This window comes from Collinsella aerofaciens, assembly GCF_041537385.1.
Taxonomy (GTDB): domain Bacteria; phylum Actinomycetota; class Coriobacteriia; order Coriobacteriales; family Coriobacteriaceae; genus Collinsella; species Collinsella aerofaciens_BV.
Genome location: NZ_JBGORS010000009.1, coordinates 26448 through 39264 on the forward strand (window position 1 = coordinate 26448; position 12817 = coordinate 39264).

The following is a 12817-nucleotide window of genomic DNA, read 5'->3' on the forward strand; positions in this document are numbered from 1 at the left end:
GGTGCACCCGATGTCAGTCACCAACAGCGAGCGACCGCCGTTCGGTAGAACGGCGGACCTTCCTACTTTACGTACACCACGTTGTCGCGGCGCGGCTTTGCCTCGGGTAGCGTGTCCTCGGCATAGCCCAGAATGCAGTGACCGACGCCGCGCAGGCTGCCGTCGGCGGGCAGGCCCCAGCTGGCCAGCAGCTCCAAGCCCTCGGGCGAGTCAAAGACCTCATGCGCGCGGTGAATCCAGCACGAATCGACACCCAGTGCATAGGCGGCGTTGAGCAAATTGCCCATGGCGAGCGAGCCGTCTTCCAGATGCGTGGGCACGCTGCGGTCGACCAGTACCACCACAACGGTCTTGGCGCCATAGAAGGGGTCACTGTTGCCGCCCATGACCTGGGCGTTGAGCTGTGAGAGACGCTCGACGGTCGCGGGGTCGGTGACGGCGACAAACGTCACCGGTTGGCGGCCCATGCCGCTCGGTGCATATTGGCCAGCTTCGATAATACGTGCAAGCTTTTCGGCCTCGACGGGACGATCGCTGTATTTGCGGCAGCTGCGGCGGTGGATGAGTGCTTCGATAGTCTCCATGGTGTCTCCTTGCGGTGGCGTTGCAGATGCCCCGTTCATACCCGTCGGGCTCAAACGATAGACGGTCAATTGCCCGGCCAAAAGGGTAGATTCCAATTGGGAAAGTAGGTTTGCATAAAAGTACCTTCAGAATGTGACAAACAAATGGGATGGTTAAACGTTTTATCCCGTCTACCCTGCGGTTTTTTACCACTTGCCTAAATGACGAACGCATAACCTCTGATAAAGGTTTTACTAAAGGAGTACCAACGTTTATCAATGCGCCGTGGTGGCGCCGGGCCAGGAGGTAACATCATGTTCCAGGCTGGAGATGTCGTCGAGACCGACTTCGAAGGATTTCTGAAGCTGCTGCGTTCCAAGACGCGCGCTTTTGTGAAGATTGACGATCACGAGTACTACATCACGCACACCGATGGCTATTGGCGTGTTCAGGATTGCGAGGCCCTCAACGACAAGGGCCACTTTACTGACTGCTCCGAGCTGGTCAACACGGTCTGCGAGGTCGTCGAGCTGCCGTGGATTGCCGGCAAGAGCCTGCATGACAGCTTCTCGGGCGCTACGGTCTATGAGGCCGTCGCTGCGTAACAGCCAACAATCGATATTCTCTCGCAACCGCCGGCGCCGCCCCCGCGCCGGCGGTCTTTTTTGTCGATATGCTTATGTAGGGACGACCATAAACAACGAGCTTATTGACGATAGTCAAAACTCGGACTAATGTAGAGATATAAATTGGTCAAAACTCGGACTATCGAATGGTGGGAGAGATGAATAGTGCAGTTAGCCTGGTCGATTTCGACCGGATGCTCAACGGGCTTGACCGTGTCTATTCGGAGTTCGCGCGCGCCTGCGGTCTTTCGGACTGCGCCTACTGGATGCTCGTCGACACGAGTGCGGCGGGCGGAAGCGTTGCCGTGAGTCGGCTGACGAGTGAATGGTTCTACAGCAAACAGACCATCAATTCGGCGATTAAGACGCTTAGGGCGCGAGGGCTTGCGACGTTGGAGTTTGCCGAGGGCAGTCGTAAGAACAAGGTTGTGCGACTGACCGAAGAAGGCGTGCGGTTTGCCAAGCGCTACGCGTTGCCGGCGCAAAAAGCCGAGCAACAGGCATTCGAGGCGCTCGAGCTGTGGGAGCAGCGCGAGATTATGCGCTTGGTCGGTAAGTTCTCCCATGTTCTTAACGAAGAGTGCGAGGCATTTAAACGGCAAGTGGCCGCCGAGAACGAGGCTGACGATAAGGGCGAGGGGGACACATGCGACTCTTAATGAGGTTTATGAGGCCGTACCGCGGTCTGATTGCGGTGACGCTGTTTGCGGTGCTGATAGATAACGTCGGTACGCTGTTGGTTCCCACGATGCTGGCGAACATGGTCAACACCGGTATTACCACGGGCGATGTCGACTATATTTTACGCAACGGCCTGTATATGCTTATCGCGACCGGCATGGCCAGCGGCGGCACGGTGTTGGGCTGCTATCTTTCGGCGCGCCTGGCCGCCAACGTAGCCTGCGATATCCGCAATGCCGTGTACGACAAGTCGCTCGAACTCGCGGCCAGCGACTTTGAGCGCTTTGGCACGGGTTCGATGATCACGCGCTCGCTCAACGACATCAACGTGATTCAGCAAGCGATCCTGCAGACGATTCAGTTGGTGCTGCCGGTGCCGTTCTTGGCCGTGGCAGGCATCATTTTTGCTTGGTTCATCGATCCCGCCATGGGCACGCTGCTGGGCGTGGTGGTTGCGATCGTGCTGGTGGCGGCGGTCTTTACGGTGGCTAACGCCGCGCCGATTTTTATGCGCCTGCAGAGCTTTATCGACCGCATGAACGTGGTGCTGCGCGAGAACATCGTGGGCGTGCGCGTCATCCGCGCATTTAACAAGGAGCGCCACGAGGAGCAGCGCCTGGACGAGGTGTTTAGCGATTACGCGGCCAACGCCATCAAGGTCAACCACCTGTTTGTGGGTCTCGACAGTTCCAGCTTCTTTTTGATGAACATCGCCGAGGTGGCGGTGCTGTGGGTGGGCGGCAACCGCGTGGGCGTCCACGCCATGCAAATCGGTAGCATCTCGGCCGTGCTGGAGTACGCGATCCTGATCCTGTTCTTTGTGATGATGGCGCAGATGGTGATTCTGACGCTCCCGCGCGCCGCCGCATGCCTGAACCGTGCACAGCAGGTGCTCGAAATCAAGCCGAGCATTGTAGACGGCAAGGCTACGCTGGGCGACGGGGCGCCTGAGTCCGCAGATGGGGCCGACGTGGTGGCTGTGTTCGACCACATGTCGTTCCGTTTTGACGATGCCGACGAGGACACCCTGTGCAACCTGAGTTTTACCTGCCGCCGCGGACAGACGACCGCGATCGTGGGCTCAACGGGCTCGGGCAAGTCAACGGTGGCCAAGCTCTTGTTGCGTTTCCACGATGCCACGAAGGGCACCATTCGCCTGAACGGCGTCGATCTGCGCGACCTTTCGCAAGGTGAGATTCGCGGGCATATCGCTTACGTGCCGCAGAAGGCGTGGCTGTTCTCGGGTACGGTGGCGAGCAACCTGCGCTTTGGTAACGAGGGTGCGACCGAGGCTGACATGCTCCATGCGCTGGAGGTTGCCCAGAGCACCTTTGTGCTCGACCAGCCCCAGGGGCTCGATACGCCGGTGGCCCAGGGCGGCACGAACTTCTCGGGTGGTCAGCGCCAGCGCCTGGCGATTGCCCGCGCACTCATGAAGCATGCCGATCTGTATATCTTCGACGACAGTTTTTCGGCTCTGGACTTTAAGACCGATGCGGCACTGCGCCATGCGCTGCAGGACGAGACGCGCGATGCCGCGGTGCTCATCATCGCCCAGCGCATCTCGACGATCTTGCATGCCGACCAGATCGTGGTGCTCAAGGATGGCGAGGTCGTGGGCTTGGGCGCGCACGACGAGTTGATGGAAACCTGCGAGGTATACCGCGCCATCGCGGAATCACAGATGAAGGGAGGTGAGTAGCATGACCGAGGAGCTCAAAAAACAGGGCATCGTCGATGATGCCGCGGTTGAGGAGACAGTTGAGGAGACGGGCGCCATGCCCGGCCTGGACGAAGCCGCCAAGGCGGCGGAGCGCGAGGCTCGCCGCCAGGCGCTCTACGAGGAAAACGAGCGCGCCGAGGACGAGCGCGCCCGCGCCGAGGCGGAGCGCATGCGCGACGTTGACGACGAGGACGAGGACGAGACGCCCCGCGACACCTGGGCGACGGTGCGCCGCCTGTGGAGCGAGGCCGCCGGCGACCATTGGCGCTTTTATATCGTGTTCGCGAGCATCGTGTTCTATGTCATCTTTAACACCGCGGCGCCGGCTTACAGCGCCCGCGTGATCGATGAACTGTGGGGGCACATGAAGCTGGCGTTTGCCAACAACACTACCTTCAGCATTACCTGGGAGAACTGCGGCAGGACCATCTTCATCTACTTTATGATTTGGACCGCCGCCGCCTCGTTCTACGCACTCCAGAGCTTTTTGATGTCGAGCGTTGCCGAGCGCCTCAACCTGCGCCTACGCAACCGCATCGCGCAAAAGCTCAACCGTCTGCCGCTTGCCTACTTTGATGCGCATCGTCCCGGCGAGGTCGTCAGCCGTGCGACCAACGACTTGGACAAGATGTCCGAGAGTATGCAGCGCGGATTGCTTCAGCTGCTTGTGTCGATCGGCACCGTGGTGGGCGCCGTGAGCGTGATGTTCGTGTTTAGCGTGCCGCTCACGCTCGTCTTTTTGTTCTTTATGGCGCTGTCGCTGCTGATGACCAAAGTGGTCTCGCGTCGCACACATGACGTGACCGGCGAGCGCCAGGAGTGGGTGTCCAAAATCACGAGCGCGGTTGAGGAAGGCTATTCGGGCCGTTTGGTGATTCGCGCGTTTAACCGCGAGCGTCAGAGTTCTGCCGAAGTGCATGAGGCCTCGAGGGAGCTAGCGCGCGTGAGTACCAAGGCCGACTTTATGATCAATGCCGTCGGCCCTGCGGTGCGCTTTATCGGCCGTTTGGCGCAGATCGTGATCGCGCTGGTGGGCTGCAGCATGCTGGTTGCCGGTCACATGACCGTCGGCGTGTTCCAGGCGTTCTTTCAGTTTATCTACGAGGCGTCCGAACCCATGACGCAGCTGTCGTTTACCTTTAACTCGCTGCAGAGCGCGCTGGCGAGTGCGGAGCGCGTGTTCGACCTGCTCGATGAGCCCGAGATGGAAGCCGGTCCGCTGCCGGACGAGGCCGCCAAGCTGCCGGGTCGCGTAGAGGGCCGCGTCTCCTTTGAGCACGTGCGCTTTGGTTATTCGCCCGACAAGCCGCTTATGCGCGACGTGTCGTTTACCGCCGAGCCGGGCCAAAAGATCGCGGTGGTGGGAACCACGGGCGCAGGCAAGACGACGCTCATCAACCTGCTCATGCGCTTCTACGAGATTGACGGCGGGCGTATTACGCTCGACGGCGTGGATACGAGCCGCATGGACCGCGGCGAGCTACGGCAGCAGTTTGGCATGGTGCTGCAGGACGCCTGGCTGTTCGATGGCACGATTGCCGAAAACATCGCCTACGGCTGCCCCGAGGCAACGCGCGACGAAATTGTGGCCGCCGCTCGTGCCGCGCAGGTCGACTTCTTTGTGCGCACTATGCCGCAGGGCTACGACACGCGCGTGGCCAACGATGCCGAGAGCATTAGCCAGGGCCAGCGTCAGCTGCTGACCATCGCACGCGTGCTGCTCAACAACCCGGCGATTCTCATCCTGGACGAGGCGACCTCAAGCGTGGACACGCGTACCGAGCTTGCCATCGGCCGTGCCATGGACGCGCTTATGCGCGGGCGCACGAGCTTTGTGATCGCGCATCGCCTGTCGACGATCGTGGACGCCGACCTGATCTTGGTCATGGATCACGGCAACATTATCGAGCAGGGCACGCATAAGGAGCTGCTGGCTGCCGAGGGTGCCTACGCCGACCTCTATCTGAGCCAGTTCGCATAATGTGACAAAGGGACAGTCTCTTTGCCACATCACAAATAAGGCGCGCCGGGGGTGAATCCTCTGGCGCGCCTTTGCGTTGGCGTCAATGTTGTCGGTGGTCGTCCGCCTCTAGCGTTCGTCCACGAGCTTGGCGACGAGGGCTTTGAGCTCGGCCACCTCTCGCTCGAGTTCTTTGACGCGGCGGGCGTTCTCGGTGATGCCTTGGCGGTTGAGGGCACTCTGCTCGGCAGCGTCATCGGGCATGTACTCGCGATGCTGCTTGGCGTCGAAGCTCTCCTCGAACACGCGGCAGCCGTTGCGCTTGATGATGCGTCCCGGCACGCCCACGACGGTGCAGTTGTCGGGCACGTCCTTGACGACGACCGAGTTGCCGCCGATCTTGACGTTGTTGCCGATGCGGATGTTGCCGAGCACCTTGGCGCCCGTGCCCACGGTGACGTTATCGCCGAGCGTTGGGTGGCGTTTGCCGGTCTCGTTGCCGGTGCCGCCGAGCGTAACGCCCTGGTAGAGCACGCAGTTGTCGCCCACAATGGTGGTCTCGCCGATGACGACGCCCATGGCATGGTCGATAAAGAAATGCTTGCCGATCTGTGCCGCGGGATGAATCTCGACGCCGGTGATGTGGCGGGTGATTTGCGAGAGCACGCGGGCGAGCGAGCGATGACCGTGCTCCCAGAGCCAGTGCTCGGGCACGTGGTTCCACTTGGCGTGCAGGCCAGGATAGGAAAGGAAGATGACCAGACCGTTTTGTGCAGCGGGGTCTTGCGCCTGGACGGTCTTGATATCCTCGCGAATGGTATTGATAAAGCTCACCGGCCGCCCTCCCTTAGCGCCATGGCAATGCGATTCAATAAAGTATAGCGATTTGCTAGGGATTAGGAAGGACAATCTTGGCGCCATTGCGCTACAGATGTCAGTTATGCAAACTTGCTGGTAATGGAGTCATGCTTTTGTGGGGTTGCGCACGAGGGGGCACCGCAACCGTATACTGGTCAACTTGGACGTATCCGCGCCCACAACTGAGAGGTTTTACTTCATGGGTTTCATCAATTTTATCGCCGAGCTGCTTAAGGACCCGCGCACCGCGATCGCCAGCTGGATCGCCGCCGGCCCGCTTATGGCCTACGGCTGCGTGTTCCTGATCATCTTCATTGAGACAGGCGTGGTGTTCTTCCCGTTCCTTCCCGGCGATTCGCTGCTGTTTGCCTCGGGCTTCTTTGCCCACAACGGCGGCTTTAACATCGTGGCGCTTCTGGCCACCGCATGGGCGGCTGCCATTTTGGGTGATCAGTGCAACTTTATGATCGGTCACTTCTTTGGCAAAAAGATCATTGCCTCGGGCAAGGTCAAGGCCATGACGCCCGAGCGCATCAAAAAGTCCGAGGACTTCTTGGACAAGTGGGGCCACCTGGCCATCTTCCTCGGTCGCTTCTTTCCGTTTATCCGCACCTTTGTGCCCTTCATCGCTGGCATGGGCGGCATGCACTGGCGCAACTTTGTCATCTTTAACGTGCTGGGCGGCATTACCTGGTCGACGGTCTTTACGCTGCTGGGCTACTTCTTTGGCGGCATTCCCTTTGTGCAGGAGCACTTTGAGCTGCTAATCGTTGGCATCGTTGCCGTGTCGATTATCCCGACCGTGGTCGGTCTGGTTAAGGCTAAGCTGGGCAAAAAGAACGCTTAGCTCGAGCCGGCGCGCAAACCGTGCAGTTGAGGCCCGTCACCGCTTACGGTGGCGGGCCTTTTTTCTTCGGTCAAATGAAAATACTTTAGTTAGTTAAAGAAAAACGTTTTATCCAACGCATGTGGGGAGTACAATCTCGTGCATGCGAATCGACGTGCCATCGGCTTTGATGCCGTTCGCGTGTCCCGTCCGGCTCTACGCTCCGGGCGTGCGACGTTGCGACGCGGTCGGCCCCGGTCCTTGCGTGCGGGTTCGCGAGTATGCAACTGTGTATGTAAGGAGCGACATATGACTGTCGAGAAGAAGGATATCGATTGGGGTAGCCTCGGCTTTGGCTACATGAAGACCGATTACAGCTACGAGGCTCATTGGAAGGATGGCGAGTGGGACGAGGGCGGCCTGACTACCGACCACACCCTGCATGTCTCCGAGTGCGGTGGCATCTTCCATTACTGCCAGGAGGTCTTTGAGGGCCTGAAGGCCTACACCGCCGAGGACGGCAGCATCGTCTGCTTCCGTCCCGACATGAACGCCGAGCGTATGTACAACTCTGCGCAGCGCCTCGAGATGCCCCCGTTCCCCAAGGACAAGTTCGTTGAGGCCGTCAAGCAGGTCGTTTCTGCCAACGCCGCCTGGGTTCCGCCCTTCGGTTCCGGCGCGACCCTGTACGTGCGTCCGTTTATGATCGGCTCCGGTGACGTGATCGGCGTGGCTCCCGCTCCTGAGTACACGTTCCGCATTCTCGTGACCCCGGTCGGTCCGTACTTTAAGGGTGGCCTTAAGCCCGTCAAGCTGCGCGTTTCCGAGTATGACCGTGCGGCACCGCACGGCACCGGCAACATCAAGGCCGGCCTCAACTACGCCATGTCCCTCAAACCCACGATGGAGGCCCATCGCGAGGGCTATGCCGAGAACCTGTATCTCGACTCCGAGTCCCGCACCTATGTCGAGGAGACCGGTGGCGCTAACGTCCTGTTCGTGAAGGAGGACGGCACGCTTGTCGTCCCGCAGTCGCACACTGACTCCATCCTGCCCTCCATCACCCGTCGCTCGCTCGTTCAGGTTGCTCAGGACCTGGGCATGACCGTTGACCAGCGTCCCGTCGAGTGGGCCGAGGTCAAGGCCGGTACCTTTGTCGAGTGCGGCCTGTGCGGCACCGCTGCCGTCATCTCCCCGGTCGGCGAGATCGACAACAAGGTTTACGGTGCCGACGAGACCGTGACCTTCCCGGCTGGCTACACCGAGATCGGCCCCGTGATGAAGAAGCTCCGCGAGACCCTGACTGGTATCCAGTCCGGTGCTGTCGAGGATAAGCACAACTGGGTTTACACCGTCGCGTAAGCTGTCTTAGCTGTCCGGCCCGAGGGCGACCTTCCCTTTCGGCGCGTCCTCGGACATGAAAGAACCCCCGCTGCGCACTACGTGCGGCGGGGGTTCTTTCGTCCTGTGGAGTGCGCCGGAAAGGAAGGTCGCCCTCGGGCCTGTGTCACCCTGGCGCTGCCGTACGGGCAATGATTAATCTGAACAAAGATGGTGCGCGGCCTTTTAGGCTGCGCATTTGTTTTGGTTCGCGCCATGTGGGGGTGGTGGCGACGTGCATTTTTGCGAGTATTCTGCAATCGAAGGCCCCTGCATACCGACCTCGGGCAAAAAATCGGGATTTCTCGATGTTTTCTACGAATGATGGGCGGGGTTATGGGCTGACAGCGTTTGATTTGCAGGGATATTTGCGCTCTTTGGCATTTATCGCGGCGCCCGAAGCCCTTGGTTATGTTGAATACTCCTAAAAATGCACGGCGCCTAGAGGGGGACCTTCGCGAAAAAGGAAACCGCCCCGTCGAAGTATGCATTCGACGGGGCGGTTTATGCATTTGGCCGATTAAAGATGCGCTGTCAAACTACTAGAACTTGACGGTCGGGGCCTGGCGGGCTGCTTCGGCGGCCTCGAAGCCCTGGCGCTCCTTAAACTGGAAGATGCCGGCAAAGATGACAGCCGGGAACGTCTGGATGGCGTTGTTGTAGCTGAGCACGCAGTCGTTGTAGCTCTGGCGTGCATAGCTAATCTTGTTCTCGGTATCCTCGAGCGATGCCTGCAGCTGCGTAAAGTTGGTGTTTGCCTTCAGATCGGGGTAGGCCTCGGCTACGGCGAAGAGCTGGCGCAGCGCACCGGTCAGCACGTTGTCGGCTTCCATCTTGGCCTCGGGCGTGGTGGCCTTGACGGCGGTGTTACGCGCACTGATCACGGCGGAGAGCGTCTCTTGCTCGTGCTTGGCGTAGCCCTTGACGGTCTCGACCAGGTTGGGGATCAGGTCGTTGCGGCGCTGCAGTTGCGTATCGATGTTCTGCCAGGCGTTATCGATGCGGTTACGCTTGGTGACCATGTTGTTGTAGATGCCGGCGATGGCGCAGACAATCACAATGACAACAACGATGCCGATGATGACGGTAATCATGATGTCTCCGTTTCGAAAGGCCGCGGCGGCATGCGCCAGCTGCCGTTGGTATAACGCTACTAGTATACCCGCAACGTTTTGCCGTGCCGAACTTTCCGGTAAGCGTTATGTTTTCGGTGGGGTTGGCGCCGGGGCAAAGCGCGCGAGGTACAGGTGTAAGATATGCGACAGATTGATGAGTGTTGTCTTTGCCCTGAGGATGGCGATACCAGTGGACCTTCGCATCAAGAAAACCTACCGCGCCCTGTTCGATGCCTTTACCGAGCTTCTCGAGGAGCATCGTTTTGAGGACCTGACGGTTGCCATGCTGTGCGACCGCGCCATGATTCGCCGCACGACGTTCTATAAGCACTTTCGCGACAAGAACGATTACTTTGCCTTTTATATCGATGAGCTCATGTCGGGCTTGCCGCAAAAACAGCCCGATGAGGCCGGCGCAGTGTCTGCCGAGGACGTGCGCGCGCTTCGGCACGCGATTTTGGACGATGCCATGGATTTGATTCTGGCGCACGAGCAGCTCATGGATAACATTTTGGCAAGCAGCATGTCGGGCATGTTGACCAACGTTATTTGCGACCGTATTGCCCGCTCCATCCGCGAGCGTGTGATGAACGTGCTTGCCGAGGATGCCCTGGCCCCCGTGTCACTCGAGACGACGTCTGAGTTTGTCGCCGGCGGTATTATTCGACTTTTCACGATATGGTGGGAATCGGGCCACGATCTTGAGCGTCGACCCGAGATGGCCGACGTGGTCGATGCGCTGTTTGAGCGGACCATGACGCCGGTGCATCACTAAAAGTGGCGGAGAGAGGGGGATTCGAACCCCCGGAACGCTCTCGCGCTCAACGGTTTTCAAGACCGCCGCATTCAACCGCTCTGCCATCTCTCCGTGAGTCGTAATGATAGCATCGTTTTGAATTTGCAACAGGGAAGGCGAACGATGACGATCACCGAAATCGACGAGAAGTTCATGCGCGAGGCGCTGGCGGAGGCTCGCGCCGCCGCGGCGGTGGGCGAGGTACCGATTGGTGCCGTGGTGGTGCGCGCGGGCGAGATTGTCGCGCGGGCGCATAATCGTCGCGAGCTCGACCAGGACCCTTCGGCTCATGCAGAGTTCGCGGCCCTGTGCGCTGCCGCTCGGTCGCTCGGTCGCTGGCGCCTTTCCGACTGTACGGTCTATGTGACGTTGGAACCCTGCTGCATGTGCGCAGGCCTTATGGTTAACGCGCGCGTGGGGCGCTGCGTGTATGGCGCGAGCAACGCCAAGGCGGGCGCGTTGGGATCCCTATACGATTTGAATGCCGACTCGCGCCTGAATCATCGGTTTAGCGTGACGGCTGGCGTGCTGGCAGACGAGTGTCGTGAGGTGTTGAGCGGCTATTTTAGTGGGTTGCGTGGCACCGATGGTACTGGCTGCGGTTGTGGGGCCGATCTTGAGGCGCATGCCGCTCATGCCGAGGCGCTCGCGTGTGCCGAAGATATCGTCGTTGAGGCGGTCGATTTTGGTGCCGCGTGCCGCCGGCCCCGCCGTGTGCTGTTGGCGATTGATTCCTTTAAGGGCAGCGTGTCGAGTGCGCAGGCGGAGGCGGCGGTTGCCGAAGGCGTGCGCCGCGTTTGGCCCGATGCCCAAGTGGCCACGTTGCCGCTGGCAGATGGTGGCGAGGGAACGCTCGACGCCGTTGCCGCCTGCGGTGGCGAGCTTGTGACCTGCGAGGTTGCAGGTCCCTTGGGCGAGCGTGTGCCTGCCCGGATGCTGGTTGATGTCGAGCATGAGTCAGCTGTTATTGAGATGGCCGAAGCCGCGGGCATCGGGTACTCGCCTTGCACGGAGTCGTCGGCGCTGGCTGCTACAACCTATGGCGTGGGCGGGCTGATGCTCCGTGCGGTTCGTGCCGGGGCAAAGACTATCTATATTGGCTTGGGCGGCAGCGCCACCAACGACGGTGGCGCCGGTATGCTGCAGGCGCTGGGCGCGCGCCTTGTCGATGAGCACGGCCGCGATATCGCTCCCGGTCTCGCGGGTCTCGAACACGTGGTGAGTATCGATTTGGCGCCAGCGCTTCGGGCGCTGAACGGCGCGCGTGTCGTGGTGCTTTCCGATGTCGAGAATCCGCTTGTGGGACGCCGAGGCGCCCTAGCGGTGTTCGGTGGGCAGAAGGGCCTACCGACGGATGATGCCGAGGCGCTGAGCAGGTGCGACAGCTGGATGGTCGACTACGGTCGCCTGCTCGATGCGGCGATTGCCGAGGCACGGGCTCAGGGGTTACTGCGCGTGCCCGAGGGTGCGCGGACATTTGGCTCGGTGCTCGGCGTGCCCGGCGCGGGCGCTGCCGGTGGCTTGGGCGCGGCGTTGCTGGCGCTCTGTGCGGAGCTGCGTTCGGGCGTGGAGACGGTGCTCGATCTCGTGGGATTTGACGAGCGCGTGCGCGATGTCGACCTGGTCATAACGGGTGAGGGCAATATGGACGAGCAGTCCGCCGCCGGTAAGGCGCCAGTGGGTGTGGCTCGTCGCGCGAAGCGATATGGCAAGCCGGTGGCCGCCGTCGTTGGCGGTCGCGCCGTCAACCTGGATGCGGTGTATGGGCAGGGCATCGACCTTGTACTGCCGATCTGTCGCAAGCCCATGCCCCTCGACCAGGCGCTCGGTGTGCAAGAGGCCACAACCAACCTCATCTGCGCCGGCGAGGCAGCCGCCCAAGCCTACGACCTCGCCCGCCTCTAAAACCCATCCCCTCGATAAGTTGCGGTGAAATACGGAGTGTTTTTGCCTTTAAGGCGCCAATTCAGTCCGTATTCCACCGCAACTTCGTGAATGGTCATCCGAGGCTGGCCGCCTTGGGCCTTGGGTCGGACCGTTTGCCACGAAATGCGGCCATCTACTACGTTTGACCGAGCTACCTCGACCATCCCGGATTTTGTGAAATTAAAACCGCAGGTAGACGACTTGCCGATTTTTGAAAAAGCTGCCTATGGTTGACCTCTGTGACCAAAACGTAGTAGATAGGCCCTTTCCGTGGCGCAGCGCCAGATCAGTCTTTTTGGGGCTAGAAAAACACCCGTAAAGGCATGTGAATCTGAACAATTCAATCCTGCGCCTTGTGGCGC

General features: G+C 60.2%; 11 protein-coding genes and 1 tRNA gene. 8 read left to right on the plus strand and 4 right to left on the minus strand.

Annotated features, from left to right (window positions below; genetic code table 11):
* Positions 1 to 62: 62 nt before the first annotated feature.
* Positions 63 to 584 (minus strand): nitroreductase family protein, encoded by a 522-nt coding sequence (locus ACEG18_RS09050; RefSeq protein ID WP_372542423.1) that lies wholly within the window; start codon positions 582 to 584, stop codon positions 63 to 65.
* 294 nt (positions 585 to 878) lie between these two features.
* Between ACEG18_RS09050 and ACEG18_RS09055 the strand changes: the two genes are divergently transcribed.
* The 4 genes from ACEG18_RS09055 to ACEG18_RS09070 all read left to right on the plus strand — a co-directional run bounded on the left by ACEG18_RS09055 (position 879) and on the right by ACEG18_RS09070 (position 5575).
* Positions 879 to 1169, plus strand: a complete 291-nt coding sequence (locus tag ACEG18_RS09055) for a CDP-alcohol phosphatidyltransferase (RefSeq protein WP_372542425.1) — start codon at positions 879 to 881, stop codon at positions 1167 to 1169.
* 179 nt (positions 1170 to 1348) lie between these two features.
* Entirely contained in the window at positions 1349 to 1849 is a 501-nt protein-coding gene (locus tag ACEG18_RS09060; RefSeq protein ID WP_271738282.1) for a MarR family winged helix-turn-helix transcriptional regulator, read from the plus strand.
* Entirely contained in the window at positions 1849 to 3573 is a 1725-nt protein-coding gene (locus ACEG18_RS09065) for an ABC transporter ATP-binding protein (protein ID WP_372542450.1), read from the plus strand. Before ACEG18_RS09060 ends, ACEG18_RS09065 begins: the two co-directional genes overlap by 1 nt.
* A gap of 1 nt (position 3574) precedes the next feature.
* Positions 3575 to 5575 carry an ABC transporter ATP-binding protein gene (locus ACEG18_RS09070; protein ID WP_372542427.1) on the plus strand — a complete coding sequence of 667 codons (2001 nt, stop codon included), beginning with the start codon at positions 3575 to 3577 and terminating at the stop codon, positions 5573 to 5575.
* Positions 5576 to 5683: 108 nt separating this feature from the next.
* Here the strand turns inward: ACEG18_RS09070 and cysE are convergent, their stop codons facing one another.
* Positions 5684 to 6388 (minus strand): serine O-acetyltransferase, encoded by a 705-nt coding sequence (cysE, locus tag ACEG18_RS09075; RefSeq protein WP_124786624.1) that lies wholly within the window; start codon positions 6386 to 6388, stop codon positions 5684 to 5686.
* Between the two features lie 223 nt (positions 6389 to 6611).
* Between cysE and ACEG18_RS09080 the strand changes: the two genes are divergently transcribed.
* Together ACEG18_RS09080 and ACEG18_RS09085 are read left to right on the plus strand one after the other, a co-directional pair.
* Positions 6612 to 7259: a DedA family protein gene (locus ACEG18_RS09080; RefSeq protein ID WP_117779374.1), complete on the plus strand. Its 648-nt coding sequence runs from the start codon at positions 6612 to 6614 to the stop codon at positions 7257 to 7259.
* Positions 7260 to 7547: 288 nt separating this feature from the next.
* Positions 7548 to 8600, plus strand: a complete 1053-nt coding sequence (locus tag ACEG18_RS09085) for a branched-chain amino acid aminotransferase (RefSeq protein WP_035138743.1) — start codon at positions 7548 to 7550, stop codon at positions 8598 to 8600.
* A 560-nt stretch (positions 8601 to 9160) separates the two neighbouring features.
* On the opposite strand, the gene ACEG18_RS09090 is transcribed toward ACEG18_RS09085, so the two are convergent.
* A complete protein-coding gene (locus tag ACEG18_RS09090) occupies positions 9161 to 9712 on the minus strand; it encodes a LemA family protein (protein ID WP_082421874.1) in 552 nt (183 codons plus the stop codon).
* A 211-nt stretch (positions 9713 to 9923) separates the two neighbouring features.
* On the opposite strand from ACEG18_RS09090, the gene ACEG18_RS09095 reads away from it, so the two are divergent.
* The gene (locus ACEG18_RS09095) at positions 9924 to 10508 is read left to right on the plus strand and encodes a TetR/AcrR family transcriptional regulator (RefSeq protein ID WP_158551589.1); all 585 of its coding nucleotides are present in this window, start codon (positions 9924 to 9926) and stop codon (positions 10506 to 10508) included.
* A gap of 3 nt (positions 10509 to 10511) precedes the next feature.
* Here the strand turns inward: ACEG18_RS09095 and ACEG18_RS09100 are convergent.
* A tRNA-Ser gene (locus tag ACEG18_RS09100) sits at positions 10512 to 10601 on the minus strand.
* Between the two features lie 51 nt (positions 10602 to 10652).
* Between ACEG18_RS09100 and tadA the strand changes: the two genes are divergently transcribed.
* Positions 10653 to 12434: a tRNA adenosine(34) deaminase TadA gene (gene tadA / locus ACEG18_RS09105; protein WP_372542430.1), complete on the plus strand. Its 1782-nt coding sequence runs from the start codon at positions 10653 to 10655 to the stop codon at positions 12432 to 12434.
* Positions 12435 to 12817 lie beyond the last annotated feature (383 nt).